Annotated in this window: 6 protein-coding genes; 5 read left to right on the top strand and 1 reads right to left on the bottom strand. The window is 30.4% G+C overall.

The features are described 5' to 3' along the window. The coding region (locus ACW2QF_RS19320) for a helix-turn-helix domain-containing protein (protein ID WP_455717650.1) at positions 1 to 293 on the bottom strand (293 nt) is incomplete at its 3' end. A gap of 141 nt (positions 294 to 434) precedes the next feature. On the opposite strand from ACW2QF_RS19320, the gene ACW2QF_RS19315 reads away from it, so the two are divergent. The 5 genes from ACW2QF_RS19315 to ACW2QF_RS19295 form a co-directional block, all read left to right on the top strand. Next, entirely contained in the window at positions 435 to 629 is a 195-nt protein-coding gene (locus ACW2QF_RS19315) for a helix-turn-helix domain-containing protein (protein ID WP_455717649.1), read from the top strand. Positions 630 to 705: 76 nt separating this feature from the next. Further along, on the top strand, positions 706 to 846 hold the full coding sequence (locus tag ACW2QF_RS19310) for a hypothetical protein (RefSeq protein ID WP_455717648.1): 141 nt from the start codon (positions 706 to 708) through the stop codon (positions 844 to 846). Between the two features lie 4 nt (positions 847 to 850). After that, positions 851 to 1,120 (top strand): helix-turn-helix domain-containing protein, encoded by a 270-nt coding sequence (locus tag ACW2QF_RS19305; RefSeq protein WP_455717647.1) that lies wholly within the window; start codon positions 851 to 853, stop codon positions 1,118 to 1,120. A 13-nt stretch (positions 1,121 to 1,133) separates the two neighbouring features. Beyond that, entirely contained in the window at positions 1,134 to 1,475 is a 342-nt protein-coding gene (locus tag ACW2QF_RS19300) for a hypothetical protein (RefSeq protein ID WP_455717646.1), read from the top strand. Further along, on the top strand, positions 1,417 to 2,695 hold a 1,279-nt coding region (locus ACW2QF_RS19295; protein WP_455717645.1), incomplete at its 3' end, for a DNA primase family protein. The genes ACW2QF_RS19300 and ACW2QF_RS19295, both read left to right, overlap by 59 nt.

The raw sequence follows: 2,695 nt of genomic DNA, 5'->3' as shown, positions 1-2,695 counted from the left end.
GTAGTATTATATTCTTCTATTTGTTTATTTACCTTTTCGGGATCCAAGAAAATCATACCTTCATACTCATTTAAATAATCTTCACTGTTATACGTTACTTGGTTTGTTAATTCATTTAATTCGACATTTAGAGCTTCTGCAAATCGTGCTATTTGTTCAACTTTTGGCTTTCTTTTTCCGGTCTCGTATTGTCCTATTAATGCTTGAGATATACCTAATATATCACCTAATTGTTTTTGGGTTAATCCTTTAGATTTACGAATAGTTTTTATTTTAATTCCGATGTCATTCATTAAAATCACCTCCATACAAATTATAACATGTATGCTATAAAAATAAAAGCAAAAGATTATATTTTCATATTGACAATTAGCAAATGCTTATATATAATAACAAATATAAGCATTTGCTTTTAAATGAGAAGAGGTGAAAATGTGAGAATTAACAGAATTAGATTTATATTAGAACTTGCTAAAAAAGATCTAACACTAAAGGTACTAGCAGAGAAATCAGGAGTATCAAGACAGACACTTAGCTATATTAAAAGCGGAAAGAACTGCACTGAACTAGTTGCGTGCAAAATTGCAAAGGCCCTTGATGTTGATGTAACAGAACTTATTGAAGATTAAACAATTATATGTTGTACAAGCGTAAAAAAGTTCACGGTTGTTGATATGCGATTCAACATATTAGAAAGGAGCAAACATGACAATTGAAAGAAAGATTCAGCTCATACTCCATGAGGTGGATAAGGAATTTACGATACCAACTTATATGGAGAAGAATGTTAAACGTGGTATTAGAAAGGCGCTGAATAAAATAGAGCAGGAAGAAAGGAAAGGGTGATTACATGGCAGCAATAAGCAGAATGAGAACCGTAGGACAAACAGTAAAGTATTTCAAAGACAATGATCCTGAAACAGTAGTAGGTGAATATCTTCTTAGAAAGATGATCAAGACAGGAGAACTACCAGTAGTAATGGCAGGAAATAAAGCACTTATCAATCTGGACAACCTAATTGGTTACTTCAATAGCAAGTGTATACCCAATGACAGCATAGATATGCAAGCAGAAAGTAAGTACAGTGGATATGGTACCTTAAGAAAGGTTGAAGTGTAGGTGATTTTTTTACATGGATAAAGAAATTTTTATTCAATCTATCAATAATGAAACAGTTTTTAACAATGCTTTTTTTAAGAAGGTGTTTGGATATTCAATGTATGATCCATCTTTTCTTACAAGAGTAGCAAGTGCGCTTACTCATATTGGTGGAAAGGATATTATAGCCTTGTATAATCAATGGTACCAGGAGTACAAGGTACAAGACGATAAAATGATGAAAGATACCTCTCAATGGTATCAAAAGGAGTGTGATAAGCAATATCAGAACTATCTACAGAAGGTGAGAGGTGAGAATGGATATAATAACAGAACAATTGACTATCAATTTACTGGATTTTCACAAGATTGGTAAGAATGGAAATCCGTTTGATATTTATGATGATAAGATTGCTCAATATATTGTAAATGAAGTGCCTATGTTCATCATGAATGGTAAACCATATATTTATAAAGATGGGGTTTATAGATTTGATGAAGATTGCAATATATTAAGATTCTATATCAAGCAACTTATTATTCAAGAGGTAATAACGATTAATAGAATAAATAGAGTATTATGTTTAATATTATCAGATTCAAAGTTAAAGAAAGATATAGCAGAAGTGAATATCTATCCGTCTTATTGGATTAATTTTGAAAATGGAATGTTTGATGTAGTCAATTGGAAACTAATTGAACATGATCCAAAATATAAGGCAATTAATCAAATACCACATAGTTTCTTTAGTGAGATTGATCTGAGATATGATAAATCTATTATGAAAAGATATATTGAAAGTACTATTCCAGATAGTAATGATAGAGAAATGCTATTACAGTACATAGGATATTGCATGACCAAAGATACAAATCAGCAAAAATTCTTATGTATTACAGGCATTGGAAGTACAGGGAAAAGCGCTATTATACGACTGATAGAAAAAATAGTAGGCCGTGATAATATTTGTAGTTTATCTTTACAAGATATAAATAAGAGATTCTATCCAACAAATCTATTTGGTAAATTGTTGAATTCATGCGCAGATATATCAAAAAAAGCATTAGAAGAAACAGATATTATAAAAAGGATAACAGGAGAGGATTTTATACAAGGGGAATATAAAGGGGGAAAAGTATTCTCATTTAAGAGTTACGCAAAACTATTATTTTCAGCCAATGAAATACCAGTAATACTTGACGAAAAATCTAATGCTTTTTTTAGAAGATTATTAATTCTTAAAATCGAAAAAAGAGGTGAGTATATCGAAAATCTTGAGTATAAACTTCAATCAGAAATATTAATTTTACTTCAAGAATCTGTCAAAGCATTAAAACGTATGTATCTAGATAAAAAAATTGTAGAGAGTAGTGGTAGTTTATCTGCAGTTAATGAACTTTATATGGATAGTGATAATGTATTTGAATTCTTAAATTCAAATTGCTGCCCTGCAAGTGCAGAAAATGGTGCAGATTTTAGGATTGAACGTGCTAAATTTTATAAACTGTACGTTGAACATTGTAATGAGAATGGAAGACAGCCCTTAACTGCTAATGGATTTTATAAAAACCTTAGAAACAAAGGATATACAGAGA

This window comes from Anaerosporobacter sp. (assembly GCF_965301125.1).
The sequence above is the reverse complement of the archived record's forward strand: the minus strand, read 5'-3'. Positions and strand labels throughout refer to the sequence as shown.